Annotated in this window: 12 protein-coding genes; 5 read left to right on the top strand and 7 right to left on the bottom strand. The window is 59.8% G+C overall.

From position 1 onward, the window contains the following. Positions 1-58: 58 nt before the first annotated feature. Genes rph through AC0IM9_RS12080 form a run of 3 tightly spaced genes read left to right on the top strand, consistent with a single transcriptional unit; the run spans position 59 to position 2464 of the window. The gene (gene rph / locus AC0IM9_RS12090; RefSeq protein ID WP_140912097.1) at positions 59-808 is read left to right on the top strand and encodes a ribonuclease PH; all 750 of its coding nucleotides are present in this window, start codon (positions 59-61) and stop codon (positions 806-808) included. A gap of 4 nt (positions 809-812) precedes the next feature. Beyond that, positions 813-1397: an RdgB/HAM1 family non-canonical purine NTP pyrophosphatase gene (gene rdgB / locus AC0IM9_RS12085; RefSeq protein ID WP_140912096.1), complete on the top strand. Its 585-nt coding sequence runs from the start codon at positions 813-815 to the stop codon at positions 1395-1397. After that, positions 1394-2464 (top strand): phosphotransferase enzyme family protein, encoded by a 1071-nt coding sequence (locus AC0IM9_RS12080; RefSeq protein ID WP_482804160.1) that lies wholly within the window; start codon positions 1394-1396, stop codon positions 2462-2464. The genes rdgB and AC0IM9_RS12080 overlap by 4 nt, the downstream gene beginning before the upstream one ends. Before the next feature lie 33 nt (positions 2465-2497). Here AC0IM9_RS12080 and AC0IM9_RS12075 read toward each other — a convergent pair whose 3' ends face one another. The 7 genes from AC0IM9_RS12075 to AC0IM9_RS12045 form a co-directional block, all read right to left on the bottom strand. Next, entirely contained in the window at positions 2498-4057 is a 1560-nt protein-coding gene (locus AC0IM9_RS12075) for a SulP family inorganic anion transporter (protein WP_445372321.1), read from the bottom strand. A gap of 35 nt (positions 4058-4092) precedes the next feature. Further along, positions 4093-4725 carry a carbonate dehydratase gene (can, locus tag AC0IM9_RS12070; RefSeq protein ID WP_445372320.1) on the bottom strand — a complete coding sequence of 211 codons (633 nt, stop codon included), beginning with the start codon at positions 4723-4725 and terminating at the stop codon, positions 4093-4095. Between the two features lie 149 nt (positions 4726-4874). Further along, complete coding sequence (locus tag AC0IM9_RS12065; RefSeq protein WP_482804159.1) at positions 4875-6437, bottom strand: complex I subunit 4 family protein; 1563 nt, start codon at positions 6435-6437, stop codon at positions 4875-4877. Next, a complete protein-coding gene (locus AC0IM9_RS12060; protein WP_140912091.1) occupies positions 6430-7965 on the bottom strand; it encodes a complex I subunit 4 family protein in 1536 nt (511 codons plus the stop codon). Before AC0IM9_RS12060 ends, AC0IM9_RS12065 begins: the two co-directional genes overlap by 8 nt. Continuing rightward, the gene (locus tag AC0IM9_RS12055; RefSeq protein ID WP_482804158.1) at positions 7962-9533 is read right to left on the bottom strand and encodes a proton-conducting transporter transmembrane domain-containing protein; all 1572 of its coding nucleotides are present in this window, start codon (positions 9531-9533) and stop codon (positions 7962-7964) included. The genes AC0IM9_RS12060 and AC0IM9_RS12055 overlap by 4 nt, the downstream gene beginning before the upstream one ends. 5 nt (positions 9534-9538) lie before the next feature. Beyond that, positions 9539-12691, bottom strand: a complete 3153-nt coding sequence (locus tag AC0IM9_RS12050; RefSeq protein WP_482804157.1) for a DUF2309 domain-containing protein — start codon at positions 12689-12691, stop codon at positions 9539-9541. A gap of 43 nt (positions 12692-12734) precedes the next feature. Next, the gene (locus AC0IM9_RS12045) at positions 12735-14207 is read right to left on the bottom strand and encodes a complex I subunit 4 family protein (protein ID WP_482804156.1); all 1473 of its coding nucleotides are present in this window, start codon (positions 14205-14207) and stop codon (positions 12735-12737) included. Between the two features lie 200 nt (positions 14208-14407). Between AC0IM9_RS12045 and AC0IM9_RS12040 the strand changes: the two genes are divergently transcribed. Continuing rightward, positions 14408-15457, top strand: coding sequence for a threonine aldolase family protein (locus AC0IM9_RS12040; protein WP_482804155.1), 1050 nt, complete (start codon positions 14408-14410; stop codon positions 15455-15457). Positions 15458-15563: 106 nt separating this feature from the next. Then, positions 15564-15824, top strand: a complete 261-nt coding sequence (locus AC0IM9_RS12035; RefSeq protein WP_482804154.1) for a DUF2024 family protein — start codon at positions 15564-15566, stop codon at positions 15822-15824. Positions 15825-16164 lie beyond the last annotated feature (340 nt).

The raw sequence follows: 16164 nt of genomic DNA, 5'->3' as shown, positions 1-16164 counted from the left end.
AAAATCGGCCCGGCAAAGCCAGTATAATGCCGCAACTTTTGATACAGCCGAGAACAATATGAGACCAAGCGGACGCAATCCGGACCAATTACGCGAAATTCGTTTTACCTGCCATTACACCAAACACGCCGAAGGCTCGGTGTTGGTGGAATTCGGCGACACCCGGGTCTTATGCACCGCCAGCGTCGACAATAGCGTCCCTCGTTTCCTAAAAGGCAAAGGCGAGGGTTGGGTCACCGCCGAATACGGTATGCTGCCGCGCTCGACCCACAGCCGGATGGACCGCGAAGCCGGCCGCGGCAAACAAGGCGGCAGAACCCTGGAAATCCAGCGTCTGATCGGCCGCTCCCTGCGCGCCGCGATCGACTTGAAGGCGCTCGGCGAAAATACCATCACCATCGATTGCGACGTGATTCAAGCCGACGGCGGCACCCGCACCGCGTCAATCACCGGCGGTTTCGTTGCCTTGTCGATTGCAATCGACCACCTGCTGAAAACCCACAAAATCAAGAAAAACCCGCTGCACGGCCAAGTCGCTTCGGTATCGGTGGGCATTTACAACGGGGTACCGGTGTTGGACCTGGACTATGCCGAAGACCACCAGGCCGAGACCGACATGAACGTGGTTATGAACGAAGCCGGCCACTTCATCGAAGTCCAGGGTACGGCCGAAGGGCATGCCTTCAGAAAGGACGAACTGAATGCGATGCTGGAACTGGCGGAACACGGCATCAAACAATTACTGGAAAAACAACAAGCGGCGTTGGAAGAGGCGAAGAAACCCGCGCCGAAACCGATCGCATTCTAAACCGATGAGTTCGATCGTACTGGCTAGCGGCAATCCGGGCAAAATTCGGGAAATCCAGGCCATTCTGCAAAGCGACAAGATTCTGCCGCAATCGCAATTTAACGTCGCCGAACCCGAGGAAACCGGCTCCACCTTCATCGAAAACGCGATCATCAAGGCCCGCAATGCCGCCGCGCATTGCCGGCTGCCGGCGATTGCCGACGATTCCGGCATTGTCGTCGACGCACTCAACGGCGCGCCCGGCGTGATTTCCGCCCGCTATGCCGGCATCGGCGCCGACGACCGAGCCAATCTGGAAAAACTGCTGGCGGAAATGCGCGATGTGCCGGACGCCTTGCGCAGCGCCCGCTTTATTTGCGTGATGGTTTACCTGCGCCACGCTGCGGACCCGACTCCGCTGATCGCCCAGGGCGTCTGGGAAGGCAAGATCCTGCCTGCTGCGGTCGGCGAAAACGGCTTCGGCTACGATCCAATTTTCTGGCTGGACCAATTCCAATGCTCCTCGGCGCAACTGCCGCCGGAAACCAAAAATGCGGTGAGCCACCGCGGCCAGGCCTTACGCGCACTGGCCCGGCAGTTAAATCCGTGAACCGGCTGGAACCGATTGCCCGCCGCTTCGCCGGCGGCCGGACCATCCACGCGATCAAGCCGCTCGGTAACGGCCTGATCAACGATACCTTCCTGGTCGAAGCTGATGGCGACAACTTCGTCTTGCAAGCCATCAACGACCGGGTGTTTCCGCATCCGGAACTTATCGCAGAAAATCTAACCGCATTGAACCGCCACCTCGGCCGACAAACCGCAGTCGAGGTTCGTTTACGCATCCCCCGACTGCTGCCGGCTGCAGACGACGCGCAAATGCGCGACCGCGACAGCGGCCGGGTCTGGCGGGCACTGGAATGGATCACGCCATCCGAAAGCCGGGAACGGCTCGCCAATCTCACCGAAGCCGGCGAAGTCGGCGCCGCACTCGGCCATTTTCATAGCTTGTGCAGCACCCTGGCCGCCGAAACCCTGCACGACACCCTGCCCGGCTTCCACATCACCCCCGAATATTTTCGCCAGTATCAGGCGGCGTTAGCCCAAGCACCGCACGTGCCGAGCGATCCCGACTTTGCAAGCTGCCGCCGTTTCATCGCCGATTTCGGCGCGGGCATCCATGAACTGGAACAGGCCAGACAGCGCGGTGAATTGGTGGATCGAGTGATACACGGCGATCCGAAATTGAACAACTTTCTGTTCGAGCCGGACAGCGACCGGATTATCGGTTTGGTCGATCTAGATACCGTGAAACCCGGTCTGGTGCATTACGACATCGGCGACTGCCTGCGCTCCTGTTGCCAGATTCCGGACACCAACGGCTTCGATCTGCAGCGTTGCAGCGCGGTTCTCGAACACTATCTGGCCGAAGCCGGCCATTTTTTCACGGCGGCTGATTACCGCTATCTGTATCCGGCGATCCGTCTGATTCCGTTCGAACTGGGTTTGCGCTTCTTCACCGATTATTTGCAGGGTAACCGCTACTTCAAAGTGGACGACGCCGGCCAAAATCTGCGCCGGGCGCTGGCCCAATTCGAGCTGGTGCGAGATATCGAACGCCAACGCGACGCCATAGAGAAACTGATAGCAAAATTGACTCCGACAACCGCTAGCTAACGCCGCCCGCCCCGACACGGGCGGGCTGACGCATCAATGGCCGGCAGACGGCGTAATGTCTTCCAGCGGGATGCCTTGAATCTCGACTTGAATGCCCCGGTCCGGCGCCGCCAACATGAAATCGCCTATCGTCTCTAAGATATCCAGATCGACGAATTGCGCCTTGTAACCGTCGATCAGCAGTTCGCAGTCATTTGGGACCTCCTGCAGGCATTTGCGCAATAGGGCCTTATTCAAAAACGATACATCCTTATGCAAGCGCAGCAGGTAATGCTGGCCGTGCTGAGTCAAGGTAATCGCCGCGTGAAAATTGGCGCGTAGCACGAAGAAAAATCCGCAGCCCATGCCTATCGCAATGCCCACCAGCAGATCGGTTAACAAAATCGCGGCAACGGTAATCACAAACGGCAGGAATTGGTTCCAGCCCTTACGGTAAAACTCGACGAACATGGCCGGTTTGGCCAATTTGTAACCGGTTTGCAGCAAAATCGCCGCTAGACAGGCCAGCGGAATCATGTTCAGGTACTTGGCGAAAAACAGCACGCTGACCATCAACAGCAGACCGTGGAAGAAGCAGGACAGCCGGGTCTGACCGCCGGCGTTGATATTGGCCGAACTGCGCACGATCACGGCCGTAATCGGCAAACCGCCGATCATCCCGCTCACCATATTGCCCAAGCCCTGCGCCTTCAGCTCGCGGTTGGTCGGCGCCAATCGTTTGTGCGGATCCAGCTTATCGACCGCCTCGATACTCAATAAGGTTTCCAGGCTGGCGATAATCGCAATGGTCACCGCAATCGAATAAACTTTCGGATTGCCGAAATAGCTGAAGTCCGGCAACCGCAACTGGTTGACAAAATTGGCGGTAGTGCCCAGTTCCGGCAAGGACACCAGATGCTTATCGCCGATCGCCAATTCCGGGAAGTATTGCAGCGCCACGGCATTGAAACCGACACCCCAAATCACAGCCAACAACGGCCCCGGCACGAGCTTCAAACCCTTGAAGCGTTTGATGAGCGCGCTGTCCCAAACGATCAGGATCAACAACGCGACCACGCTAACCAGCGTCACGCCGGGCGTAATGCCCTCCAAGGCCTCCGACAATTCGAAAAAACTCGATTCGGCGGTCTCTTGCATGTAGCTTTCGTCGCCTTCGAAACTGGTGTCGTAGCCGGTGGCGTGCGGTGTCTGTTTGATGATCAAAATCAGACCGATTGCCGCCAGCATGCCTTTGATCACCGCCGCCGGAAAAAACGCGCCGATGACTCCGGCTTTCAAGAAGCCCAATACAATCTGCAGGCCACCGGCCAGTACCACACTCAACAGGAAGCCGCCGAAGCCGCCTAAGGTTTCGATGGCTTCGAAGACGATCACGGTCAGGCCGGCCGCCGGACCGGACACGCTCAGTTGCGAGCCGCTAGCCCAGGACACCAGCAAGCCGCCGACCAATCCGGCGATGATCCCGGAAAACAGCGGTGCACCGGAGGCCAGGGCCACCCCCAAGCAGAGCGGTAACGCCACCAAAAAAACCACGATGCCGGCCGGCAGATCCTGGTGCAAATGTTTCAGGTAATAACTCAAATGCGTTGTCATTGGTTTCAATCCGTCGTTAATAGTGGGCAGGCCGCTTAATCCGCATAGCGGTAAATCGGATTGATTTGGGTGTTATGGTCGAGCTTGATCAATTCCTGGATCAAACCGTCGTTCAGCCCGTATACCCAACCGTGCAAGGTGGGCTTGTGGCCGTGGCGCCAGGCGGATTGGATGATCGAGGTATGCGCCAGCCGGTAAACCTGTTCGACGATGTTCAGCTCGATCATACGGTTCACTTTGTCTTCGGGCGACACCGTTTCCAATTCTTCCTCGTGCAAACGATACACATCCTTGATGTGCATCAGCCATTTGTTGGTGATCACCAATTCGGATTTTTGCGGCTGCAATGCCGCCTTGACGCCGCCGCAACCGTAATGGCCGCAGACGATCACGTGTTTGACTTTCAACACGTTGACCGCATATTGCAAAACGCTCAGGCAATTGAAGTCGGTAACGATGACTTGGTTGGCAATATTGCGATGGACGAATATTTCGCCGGGTTGCGCATTGACGATGGTCTCGGCCGGTACCCGGCTGTCGGAACAACCGATCCACAAAAAATCCGGCTTTTGCTCTTTGGCCAATTGACCGAAAAAATCCGGGTCTTTGCTACTGATTTCTTCGGACCAAGCTTTGTTTTCTAATAATAATTTCGCGGGAGTGTGCATATTTATCGTCCTTTTAGGGGTAATCCCAGTGGCGTAACGTATTTTTGAGCTCCCGGCCTGAAACCGCCGGGCTTGGGTCAATATTATATCGATTCGAAACTATATGCCAATCAATTTTCCGGGCCGGTCCCAGCCTTCGCCGCCAGCCTTCAAATCGAGTCGGCCGCATCCGCAGTGGCGGCTCGTGCCGGCGCCAGCCCGGAAACCGCTCGCACCGCTTCCGCTTCGGCCACGGCCTGCTGCCGCATCAACAAGCTGCTTTCCGGCCAGACCAATACGCTTTTTGGACTGAGTCCGACCAGCAACACTAGCACGGCCGGGACCAACAACAGCAAAAGCTCGCGCCGGGTCAGATCCGGGCAGTTGCGAGCCGTGGCGTTAGTCGGCCCGAACAAGGCTTTCCTGACGAAACCGAGCATGTAGGCGGCACTCAACACGGCGCCGAACAAAGCCACCATCGCCAACGCCGGGTAAGCCTGCAAGGTGCCGATCAGAACCAGCAATTCCGCCGGAAAACCATTGGTACCCGGTACGCCCAGGCTAGCCAGCGTAAACAGGAAGAACAAACAAGCCAGACGCGGCGCCGGTTTGGCCAAGCCACCCAGATGCACCAGCTCGCAACTGCCCAAGCGCTGTTGCAGCATGCCGGCCATCAGCATCAGGCTGCCGGCGACCAGCGTAAAATTCAGCAATTGCAGTAACGCCCCTTGCTGCCCCTGATAATTGAATGCCGCCAAACCCATCAGCACCAAGCCGACGTGACTTATGCTGGAATAGGCCAGCAACCGGCGTAAGTTGGTTTGCTGCAACGCGATCAGGGCGGCGTATACCAAGGTAACGGCGCCGACGATCGCCACTAGCCAGCGATGCTCCAGCGCCGCTTGCGGCGCCAACGGCAAGGCAAAGCGGAGAATGCCGTACAAGCCCAGCTTCAACCCGACCAGCAAGGCCGTGAGAAACGCCGGCCCTTCCATCGCCATGGTCGGCAGCCAGGTATGAAACGGTACCAACGGCGCTTTCACCGCGAAACCGAGCATCAGCAAAAAAAACACCAGCTCCTGGGTCGCGGCATCCATCGGCGTGTTCAGTAACACCGGCAAACTGAAGACCAGACCGCCCGGCACGTCGCCGCCGGTGTAATGGGCGTGGTTCAAGGCCAGCGTCGCGATCGCGAACAACAGCGGTACGCCGCCGAACAGCATATACAAAGTGTATTTCAGCGCAGCCTGGCGCCGTTCGGCACCGATCCCCCATAAACCGGCCAGGAAGAAAATCGGCGGCAGCGTTAACTCCCAAAACAGGAAAAACAGCGCCATATCCAGTGCGACGAACACGCCGATGGTGGCACTCTCCAAGATCAGCACCAGCGCCAACTGAAATCGGTGCAGCCGGGCTGCCGCATTCCAGCCGGCCAGTAGCGCCATCAAGGTCAACAAGGCCGTCATCGGCAGGAACAACAGCGAGATACCGTCCACTCCGACCGCGTAATAGGCGTTCAGGCTGGGTATCCACAAATGGTGTTCCTGCCATTGATAGCCGCCATCGCTCGGGTCGAAGCCGAAGACGACGCCCAAGGTCAACAATAGCTCGACCCCCGCCACGACCAAGGCCAGCCGCTTCGCCCGGCCGCCATCGCGGACGCAGGCTAGCGCCAATGCGCCGAGCAAGGGCCAGAGCAGGCATAGCGTCAGCAGCGGCAAAGCCTCATTCATGGTGGGTCTCGTTGATATGGTGGCTGTGGTGGGCCGGATAATGCTCGCCGATTTCCCGCGCTTCCTGGTCGATGTATTTCAGCCACGGCGTCGTATAAAAACCGGTACCGATCAACAAGCCGCACACCGTCACGGCGATGATGCGTTCCTTCAATACCGGATGGTGAACGCTGCCGTAAGGCTGCACGAAGCGTTTCGGGTGAGCGATGAACAGACGTTGAAACGCCCACAACAAGAATGCCGCCCCCAACACGTTGCCCAACAGAATTGCGATCGCGATCCACCAGCCGTGTTCTTCGATGGTACCCTCGATCAACAAATGAGCGGCGTCGAATCCCGGCGTGCCCGGCATCACCATCGTACTCAGCGCCGAGATCAGAAACAGCAAAGCCAAGGTCGAATTGGTCTCGAACAGCCCGCCCAGGCGCGGCAGGAACGAGGTCCGGGTCCGCTCGTAAATCAGACCGATGCAGAACAACATGCCGGCGGTAGCCAGGCCGTAAGCCACCGACAACAAAATACTGCCCTCCAACGCGAAATCGTTGAACGAAAACACGCCGATCGCCAGCATGCCGGTATGGCTGATTACCGCGAACGCGATTAAGCGGCGCATGTTGATTTGCATCAAGGCCAGCAAGGCCCCGTAAAAAATCCCGATCAAACCCAGCGTGACGACGAAATGGGTCCATTGCTCGGCGGCACCCGGTGTCAGCGGTAAGATGAAACGGATCAGCGCATAGATGCCCAGCTTCAGCCCGTGCAGAAAAATCGCCGCGCTGGCTGCGGTACCGTGTTCGCCCAAGACCGGCAACCAGGCGTGGAACGGAAACAGCGGCATCCGCACCGCAAAACCAAAAAACAGCAGCAGAAAGATCAAGGTTTCGTTCGGAATCGCCAGGTTATGGTGTTTCAGTGCCAACCAATCGAAACTCAAATCCATACCGTTGCCGGCCAGCCCGAAACTGAGCAACAGAAAGCCGGCCAGACTCATCGCCAGACCGGACAACCAATATTGCAGCAAGGTTTTGACGGCCTGGTTGCGCAAGCGGCCGGTACCGGCAACCATCGTCAGCAAGGCCACCGGCACCAGTTCCAACAAGCTCCAGCACCAGAATTGCAGCGTGTTCAGCGCCGCAAACGCCCCGATCAGGATGCCTTGGTAAGCCAGCAGACAGGCGACGAATAAACGGTCGTTGCGGTGGCGGGTGATCAGGGTGTAGACCAGCGCCAACGCACCCAACACCGCCGTCAACGGAATAAACAGGATATTGGTGCCGTCAACGCCGACCCGGTAACCCAGGCCGTCGATTTTCTCGGCCAGATGGATGCCGGGCGCTTCGGCATCGAACACCCACAGCAGGTAAATGCTCAACAACACGTTCGCCACCGCGCCGGTCAAGGCCGTCGGCCACAGCCGCCAGCTTTTCAAACCCAACACTGCGCCGCAGGTCAAAAGCGGCAGCGCGGTCAATACGCTCAGCACCGGAAACGCCGCGGCCGCCTGCCAGTAAACGATATCGGTTGTCATCGGTACCCCAAAGCCACCATCAACGTAATCAACACGAACAGCGCCAGATAACGGGCGCGTAGCAACAACTGTTCGAACCGGTTCGCCGCCTGCCCCAGCCGGCGCCCGACCCGAATCGACTCGCCGCCGATGCCGCGCAAGATGAAATGGTATTCAAACCAGTTCAGCAAGCCCGAAGTCCATTGCGCCAGCTTGCCGGCCAGGCCGCTGCCCTGGGCAAAGCTGTCTTCGGCACTACTCAGATTGGCACCCATCTTTTGCTCTTCCCGCTGCGCCAACGACGACATTGCCCTGATCGCCGGTGCCGGCGAGCCCATCAACGGGTCCAGAATCCGCTCTTCGATGTAACGGGCATCCTTGGCCAGTTGCAGGATTGGCTTCACTAACAGCCAATCCACCGCCGGCTCCAGCCAGCCGCGCTGCAACGAGGCGATAAAGGCCCAACGGCAGTCGGCGAGCGCCGCCGACACCGGTTCGATCGGCCGGCCATGGGTGTTATGCAAAATCGACGGCGTCGTCAGAAACAGATAGCAACGCACCACGGCATGCGCCGCCAAATGCCAGGCGGCCAAGGTCCACCAGCCTAAGCCGCATTCGAGGAACATCAAGCCCAGTTGCACCGATGCGGCGAAGATTTGCGAGCTTTTGATGTCGGTCTGGCTCAAGCCTACCCAATAGCCGTAAATGGCGGTCATCGCCCCGATCGCCGCCAGCAAGGCCATTGCCGCCGGCGCCTGCTCGAATAAGGGCCGCAGTTGCAGGGTCAGAAATACCCCGGCATGCACCATTGCGCCGCCGTAAAAGATCGCGCTGGACGGGGTCGGCCCTTCCATCGCCCGCGCCAGCCAGGGCGAGAACGGAATCTGCGCCGATTTGGCGAAGGCGGCGACGGCAAAGCTCAAGGCCAGCAAGGTAGCGTCGCCGCGGTCCAGGTCGGCCGCGCCGGTATTCAAGGTTTGCCAGTCGGCAGATTCCAGCCAGGCCAGCATCAAGCCGATGCCCAGCAAAAAGCCGCCGTCGCCGACCCGGTTGGTGATAAACACGCGGGTGGCATTGTGCGCCGCCACCGGCCGCTCGTAGGCGTAGGCGATCAGCAGATAAGAACAGACCCCGGCGATTTCCCAGCCGACAAAGGTGAACACCGCGTTGCCCGACAACACCAGCAACAGCATTGCCGCGGCAAACAGGCTCAGAATAAAGAAGAAGCGATGAAAGCCCGGCTCGCGGTGCAGATAATTGCGGGAAAAGCGGGCCACGGCCAGCAACAGCGCCCCGAATAACGCCGCCAACGCCATATTCAGGCCGCCCGCCTGCAACGAAAAGCCTATCGCCAACTTGCCGCTGGTCAGCCAACTACCGTAGACCTGCAACCCGCTCGGGCTGCCGGCCAGCTCCAGCCCGAGCAAACCCAGCGCCAGCGCAGCCGCCAAGCCGATCGCCCAGGCCGCCAAACCGGCGCTGATGCGCTCGCCGGCTACGCCGCTCAGCAGATTAAAAAAATGCAGGCCGCCAATCGATAAGGCGGCAAGCAGCGGTAACAACGGAATCAAAAATGCGTATCCGGCCATAGTCGTTATTCCCTTGCGATCTCCGGTTGCCGAACCAGGATCGGCGCCACGGCCTGGGTCTGCCCAACGTAGCAGGCTGCCGAATCATCGCGCAGCGGCAGTTCGCGGTCCTCCGGCTGCCAGGGCAGAAAACCTTCGCGGCGATCGAACACGAAAATCCGGCCATCGTCCGGGTCGAGCGCGTTCAAATGCACCCAGCCGCCGCCGACCAACTCCTGTAACACCGGTTGCCGGGTATAAATCCGCGCCAAAATCTCGGTGTTGGCTTCAACCACGATTTGCAGGCGCATCGCCTCGTGAATCTCCACCATCTGCAACGGCAAACCGGTGCGCAAATCGCTAAACGCGCCTTCCATGACACCAAACAAACCGGTGACGTTATGCGGAATCTTGGTGCCGCAACCGAGGCGGTCGTTGTTGACGGTCGAGAAGTAATATTCCAGATTGATGCCGGCGCCGACCGGCCCGGCGGTCAGCAAAATATTCTCCAGAATCGTGCCGTCGCCGTCCTGAGTGGGATCGTAGGAAATCAAAAACAGGCGGCGGTCGAAGAACACGCCCTGGGTCGCCGCACGCCGGCCGATAAAGGCGGCGGCGTTGGTGGCATGGCCGAATTCCGGCCGCACCTGGCTCAAGTCGGCGGCGCGGCGCTGGACGTGGCGGAACGCGGCCACAGGCGAAACCGGATAACCCGATGAGGCGAAGCGCCGGCAGCGTTCGGCCGCGGCCCGCCGGTCGGCCTCGGCCAGATCGGCTTGCAAGCGGCTGAAATCGGCGGCCAGCGCAGCCGGCACCAGATCCGCGTCGTACCAATCAATCGCATCGCTGCAAGTATCGTGCTGGCCGCCGACGAACCAGGTATCATCCGGAATCGCAATGCCCTGCCCGGCCAGCAAGGCGCGCACTTGCGGCCGATTGGCCATCGCCGCGAATACTCTGGCATTCGGGCCGCCGCGGCGGCCGCCGCAAGCGCCGCAATCGTGGGCAGCCTCGTGCGGATTGTTTTGGCTGGTAGAACCGTGGCCCAAAATGGCGACGATCCGGGCAAAACCGTAGCTGAGTCCGGTGGTGCGCAAGAATTGGCCGACCCGTTGCGCCTGTTCCTGGTCGCTGAAACCGGGTTTTGCTGCGGCCGGCGTTGCGGCATCGGCGGTAAACTGCAAGCGGGTCGGTGCCGCCGGCACCAGCCGCGCCTGCCAAGCCTGTTCCAGGCGGTATTGCAGGTCCGGCCACACGGTCTTGCCCAACAGCCCGGCCAACTTCAGCGGCGCAAACAGGTATATCAGCGGATAAGCCCGCAACAGATGCCGGCGTAAGGTTTGATGCAACCAGTCGCTGATGATTTGCGCCCGGTTCAAGCCGGCACGGTGGTCGGCCAGCAAATCCTCGCGGCTGGGTAGGCAAACCTCCGCTACCCGATGCGCCGGCGTCACCACCACCGGACACAACGGCGTCGGATGATGGTCGTCCAACCCCTGATAGTCCATCGCCACGCCGAAAAATCCGGCAGCACCCAGGGTTTCGATGGCCGGATTCCACTCTTCCAAATGGCGGCGGAAACTTTCCTCGCGCTCGTCCATGCAGAAAAATACCTGGGCTTGCGGCCGCCGCTGGCGCCGCAGCCAGCGGCCGCGGCCGTGATTGGCGTGCAAGGCTTGTAACAAATCCTGGCGATAATGCCGCTCGTAAGCATCCAGCCAGACCGAAGCCCGTTGTTGCTCGTCAAATTCGGCGACCGGCGTCAACCAGGCCAGCAGTTGGCTTTTTTCCAGAGCCGACACCGCATCGGGCCCCAACCCTAAATTCCGACAAAGTGAAAATAGTCGCCAACCCTGGTCGTGGGCGGTGAGTCTGCCGTCGGCTGCCGCCAACGGGCTTTGCCGCCAACTCAGAATCCGTTGCGCCAGTGTTTGCCAGGCTTGCCGGGCGCTATCGGCCGCAGATACCAATTGCTGAGCGGCCTGAGCCAGGTACTCCGGCAACTCGCCGGCGAACAGCGCCCGACGGACGCCGAATTCGGCTTGATGTTTTTCGAAATAGGCCTGCAGCCGGTCGAATTGAGCCGGACCATGCCACAGGCTGCGGCACAACGGCTGAGCGTAAAGCCGATCCAACACCAGGCGGATGGCCAGATAATCGGCAAGCCGTACCGGAACCGGCCGCCCTTCGCGGTAATCCGGGTGCTGCTGGCGCCAGTTGATCAACCCGGACCAGCCCGGCAATTCCAGCGCCAGCCGCTGCAAATAGCCTTCCCAGCGATCCGCCGGCAAGGCCATGGCCTGCAATTGCTGGACGATGGCGTCCGTCGCATCTTCCGGCAAGCGTGCCGTAACGCTGCGCCACTCCGCCAGATCGTGAAACAAGGGCAGCGCATCGTAGTCCAGCGCCTGCCGCCAGGCCTCATACAATCCCAATTCCTGGCGTCCCGGCAAACGCCAGGCCGCCAAACCTTCGTCCAGCAACGATGCGCACAAACGAATCAACTGCGGCCGCACCAGTTCCAAAATGTCCTTGCCCGCCAAAGCCAGCAGCACACCGCGCCAGGTCAAAGTGACGCCGACCCGGTCGAACCAGAGCGCCGGGTTATCGGCATCGTCCGCTTGCGGCAATTCATTGTCGAATGGCGCGGCAGATAGATCCAGCAAATCCTCGGGATGCAATTCTGCCGCCGGCAATGCCAACTTCGCCGAAACCGCCTGCCACACCTCGCGCAGCGGCCGGCCGCCGGCCGTCGCGACATCGAATTCGGCGGATTCGCCGAGCCGCCAGGCCAGTTGCTGCGGGCTAATGGCCTGTAAATCGTGCAGTAACACGGCCCGGTAAAGTTCGCGCCGGGCAATACCGGCGCTACCGGCCAGCGGTTCGGCCAATGCACTGCCGAACCGATGCTGCAATGCCGCATCGAGATCGCGGTCGGTAATGCGTTGTTGCCGGTAAAACTCGCGGAACTTGTCGGCCGGCAGATAGCAATCGATTCCGGTCAGCGCGGTGAACTCGGCCAACGCCTGCTCGAACGGCAAATGCTGAAAGCCGTGCAAGGTGTTGTGGTGGACGAAATCGTGGATCGGCGCCTGGCCCGGCAAAACGTGGTCCAAATGTGCGATCGCATGACGAACAATGTCGCGCAGATCGCCAGCCTCGCAAACCGATGCCGCCATCAAATTGCTCCCCGACCTGCCAAGCCAAGACATAGCGGCCGCATCACAGCAACCTCTCGCCGATCACGGCCAGCATCCGCCCGACCGACGCGGCCGACAATTCGATCAACGGTGCCGGCAGCAAGCCGAACACGACGATACAGCCAACCAGTACCGCCGACGCCGCCAGCTCCGGCGGCGTCAAATCGGCGATGTCGCGCATCTGCGGCTTGACCGGCCCGGTGAACAGCAGGCCGATGGTGCGCATGGCATAGGCCGCGCTGATCAATAGGCTCAGGCTGAAAAATGCCATCCAGCCGCCCCATTGCTGGAAGCCGCCGATCAGCATGTGCAATTCGGCGACAAAGCCGATCGAGCCCGGTAAGCCCATTGCCGCCAGCAGCGCCAGCGTCGCCAACCCGGCGAAGCGCGGCATGACCTGCACCAGCGAACTGTAATCCTGGATATTGCGGGTGTGGGTGCGTTCGTACAGCAAACCGACCAGTAAGAACAGGGCGCCGGCGATCAGGCCGTGCGCAGTCATTTGCAGAATCGCGCCGATGAAGCCGGTCTGGTTCAATGTGGCGATGCCGAGCAACACCACGCCCATGTGGCTCAACGAGGAATAGGCCACCATGGCTTTCATGTCCGGCTGGCGCCAAGCCAGCAGACCGCCGTAAATCATGCCGAACAGGGCCAGAAACATCAGCAAGGGTTGAATCAGTTGCGCGGCGACCGGCAACATCACCACCGAGCGCAACAGGCCGTAGGCGCCCATCTTCAATAAAATCCCGGACAACAAAATACTGACCGCGCTCGGCGCTTCGACGTGCGCCAACGGCAACCAGCCGTGCAACGGAAAAATCGGCATTTTCACGCCGAAACCGATCAGAAAGCCCAACAACACCAGCACCTGTTCGACGGCCGGCATGTTCTGCGCCGCCTGGCCCATCGACGCCATCAACGAGCCCTGATTTTGCAAATCGTACTGGCTGATCGCCAACAGACTCAGCAGCATGAATACCGAGCCGCCCATTGTGTACAGCACGAAGTTCAAACTGGCGGCGTGACGGCGTTTGCCGCCCCAACGGTCGATCAGAAAAAACAGCGGGATTAAGGTCACTTCCCAGAAAATATAGAACAAGGCCCAGTCCTGGGCCATGAACACGCCGAGCATGCCGAACTCCAGCAGCAGGATGCAGATGTGGTAACCCTTGACGCCGTCGGCCAGACTGAAGGATGCGATCAGCGAGATCGAAGTCAACAAGGCCGCCAGGATCAGCATCGGCAGCGACAGGCCGTCGATGCCTAGCGCGTAGGCGCTACCGAGTTTGGGATTCAGCGGGTAGAATTCTGTCAGTTGCAAAGCCGGATCGGCGGCGTCGTAGTGCGCCAATAGCATGCAGGCCAGCATTAGAGCCACGCCGGCAAACAGATTCGCCGTCAGGCGGACTGCTTGGGTTTGATGGGCGGGGATTAGCACCAGCAATAGCGCCCCGGCAGCGGGGGTCCAAAGCAGCGTGCTGAGTATGACCATTGTTTATGGGATATAGAGTCGAAAACGCAGGGCATTCTACCGGCAATTGGTTGAAAAAAGCCATTTTTAAAAGCGGATTGGTTGAAATGAACCAGAAAAACCAGCCAGCGGGTAGCATCTGCTCCGCGCCGCCGATACTGCGGCCTAAATCGACTTAACCCGGAAACCTTTTTCTCGCAATTCAAACCCGGCGACACACTATGAACTTCGCTTCCGACAACTGGGCCGGCGCTCACCCTGCCATCGCCCAACATTTACTGACCGCCGGCGCCGGATTCGCCGCACCTTACGGCACCAGCGAGCTGGACCGCAACATCGAACGCCGTTTCTGCGAATTGTTCGAACGCGAGGTCGCAGTCTTTTTCGTCGGCACCGGCACCGCCGCCAATGCGCTGGCCTTGGCCGCAATCAATCGTCCCGGCGGCGTCTCGTTTTGCCACCGCGAAGCGCACATGCTGGAAGACGAATGCGGCGCCCCGGAGTTTTTCACCCACGGCGCCCGGCTGGCGCCGGTCGACGGCGATTTGGGCAAGATTGATCCGGCCAAGCTGGCCGCCGAAATCGGCCGCTTTCCGCCCGGCTTCATCCACGCCGGTCAGCCGATGGCGGTCTCGCTCACCCAGGCCACCGAAATCGGCACGCTGTACCGGCCCGATGAAATCGCCGCCATCGCTGCCATCGCCCGCCAACACCGGCTGCCTTTGCACATGGACGGCGCCCGCTTCGCCAACGCGTTGGCCGCGCTGCAATTGACGCCGGCGCAAATGACCTGGCATCTCGGCGTGGATATCGTCTCGTTCGGCGCCACCAAAAATGGCTGCTGGTGTGCCGAGGCTTTGGTGTTCATAGACCCGGACACGGCCAAAGATTTGCCGTTCATCCGCAAACGCGCCGCGCAACTGTTCTCCAAAAGCCGCTTCATTGCCGCCCAATTCGAAGCGTATCTGCAGGACGGCCTGTGGCTGGAGCTGGCCGGCCACGCCAACGCAATGGCAGCCCGACTGCAGCAAGGCATTGTCACCTGCCGCCGCGCCCGGCTGGCTTGGCCGGCGGAGGCTAACGAAGTGTTTGCGGTACTGGAGCGGAGCGACGCCGACCGGCTGCGCGCCGCCGGCGCCGTGTTTTACCCGTGGAATCCGCCGCACGCCAATCCCGGCCTGCTCAATAAAAACGAGGTGTTGCTGCGTCTGGTTGCCAGCTTTGCCACGACCGCCGACGAAGTGGACCGGTTTGTCGAGTTGTTGCAATGAGCCGCCGCGTGCTCCAACGCAATCAGCAAATTGATATTGATTCGATATAAAATAAGCAAACCGGATATGCCGACCAATATCGATTTTTTGCAGCAGGAGAACCACCATGCAAATCCATGTTTACGACACTTACGTCACCGCCGACGACGGCCGCTTGATGCACTTCGATGTGTTCACCGCGGCACGCGACGACCAGCAAGCGATTGACTACGCCAAACAATGGCTGGCGTCGATCGGCGAAGCGGACGCGGCGGTTAGCAGCAAGGAATGCCGTTTCTGCCACAGCCAGAACGCTCCGGCCGACGTGATCGACAGCATCAAACGCGACGGCTTTTATATCTACAAAATGGAAGGCTGCCCGGCTTAGCCGGAAGGTACTTTAGGGGGTTGAAGCGCAGAGGAATCCGCGCGGCTTGAGCGTTTTGCCAGGGAGATGTCCGATGATTTCCTCTTCCCACGCTTTGCGCCGATCATTATCCGCAACCGCCGTCATGCCCGCAGGACGCGGGCATCCAGTGCCTTGGCCGGTCGCTTCAAGCCATTCTTTTGGCTTCGCGGCCCAAGGCTCCAGTCCGCGTAGGGCAATGGGATGGACTCCTCCCTCCTAGCGGCATCGGGTGCCAGAGGGATAGACTAAAGCTATCCGACAAGCGGAAGGAGGAGTCCGAGATGAATGTTAAACGTATAGGAATTGATTTGGCAAAACA

Source organism: Methylomonas sp. Uni0011, assembly GCF_056850255.1.
Note: the sequence above shows the minus strand (reverse complement) of the source record. Positions and strands in the feature narration are given on the sequence as shown.

Coding starts and splice junctions, on each gene's coding strand:
- AC0IM9_RS12035 (WP_482804154.1), top strand. CDS start 15,564: ATGCAAATCCATGTTTACGACACTTACGTCACCGCCGACGACGGCCGC.
- AC0IM9_RS12055 (WP_482804158.1), bottom strand. CDS start 9,533: ATGGCCGGATACGCATTTTTGATTCCGTTGTTACCGCTGCTTGCCGCC.
- can (WP_445372320.1), bottom strand. CDS start 4,725: ATGCACACTCCCGCGAAATTATTATTAGAAAACAAAGCTTGGTCCGAA.
- rdgB (WP_140912096.1), top strand. CDS start 813: ATGAGTTCGATCGTACTGGCTAGCGGCAATCCGGGCAAAATTCGGGAA.
- AC0IM9_RS12045 (WP_482804156.1), bottom strand. CDS start 14,207: ATGGTCATACTCAGCACGCTGCTTTGGACCCCCGCTGCCGGGGCGCTA.
- AC0IM9_RS12075 (WP_445372321.1), bottom strand. CDS start 4,057: ATGACAACGCATTTGAGTTATTACCTGAAACATTTGCACCAGGATCTG.
- AC0IM9_RS12050 (WP_482804157.1), bottom strand. CDS start 12,691: ATGGCGGCATCGGTTTGCGAGGCTGGCGATCTGCGCGACATTGTTCGT.
- rph (WP_140912097.1), top strand. CDS start 59: ATGAGACCAAGCGGACGCAATCCGGACCAATTACGCGAAATTCGTTTT.
- AC0IM9_RS12060 (WP_140912091.1), bottom strand. CDS start 7,965: ATGACAACCGATATCGTTTACTGGCAGGCGGCCGCGGCGTTTCCGGTG.
- AC0IM9_RS12040 (WP_482804155.1), top strand. CDS start 14,408: ATGAACTTCGCTTCCGACAACTGGGCCGGCGCTCACCCTGCCATCGCC.
- AC0IM9_RS12065 (WP_482804159.1), bottom strand. CDS start 6,437: ATGAATGAGGCTTTGCCGCTGCTGACGCTATGCCTGCTCTGGCCCTTG.